Below are 1,037 nucleotides of genomic sequence, written 5' to 3' on the forward strand. Positions count from 1 at the left end.
CAAGAGATTATTTTGAATATTTAGATGAAATATATTTTTTAGCCAAAAGAAATAAGAATATTGAATTACAAGAAAAAATAATACAAGCATCTGTTTATATTCCAATGCATAACATGGATTACGGAACAACAAAAAATTCAATTGATAATGCCTTAAAATATATTGATAAATATCATCGAAATAATTATCAGTTGAAAAATACAGTTCTCCAATTGCGGGCACATGCAGAACTGACGGCTGCTAAATTAAAACAGGCAGAAAAATATTTTCTGGAATTATTGGCTGAGGAGAGAATCTCACCGGATGCTTTTTCGCTAGAAAGCCGCTTTGATTTATTTGACAGAACAGCTAGCCTTTATACCCGCTATAACTATGAAATATTGGCAAAAAAATATAACGAATTATCAGAAGGAGTTGCTAATGAATTAGAAGACTCTAAACTAATTACTCTTTCAATAATGATGAAAGCAAAAATCTGTTATTACAGTGATCCTCAAAAGTCTCTTGAATATATGGATCAGGCGCGTAAAATTATGCTTCGTGATAATGCATATCGTATAAATTGTCATAACAATGTTTCAATCGAAGGCTCTCAAGTTTTGATTTCAGCCAACAAGACATTCGATTTTACTGATCATATAAAAAATGTTAAGAGTCTACTTGCAGAAGCGGTTGATAAAAATTATTCTTTTACAATAATTCGATGTCATTTAATGTTAGCAGCATTATACTATCTATCGGAAAAAGAATATGATATAGAACAGTCTAAACAATACATCGAAGAAGGCATTAACGCAAGTATTCGATATGGATGCGAAAAGTTAATGAATTATTTTTATAACTTAAAGGCAATAATATCTATCAGAGAAGCATATTCCCCTGAACATACCTTAAAGTATTTTGATACAATGTTAGACTATCTTGGAAAACAAAATCTTCTGTTTTTGGGGAATTTGGATTTTTGTTATGGTAATATCGTATCCATAACTAATTATGCGAAGTTTATATTAAATTATGGCGATGAACAACGATTATAT

At 29.9% G+C, this 1,037-nt stretch carries 1 protein-coding gene; it reads left to right on the forward strand.

Annotated elements, in window-relative coordinates; translation table 11 throughout:
- Nucleotides 1-1,037: hypothetical protein (locus ACESZH_RS23910; protein ID WP_373219992.1), on the forward strand; the 1,037-nt coding region annotated here is incomplete at both ends.

It is taken from the genome of Ruminococcus sp. 5_1_39BFAA, from assembly GCF_964240875.1.
Taxonomy (GTDB): domain Bacteria; phylum Bacillota; class Clostridia; order Lachnospirales; family Lachnospiraceae; genus Blautia_A.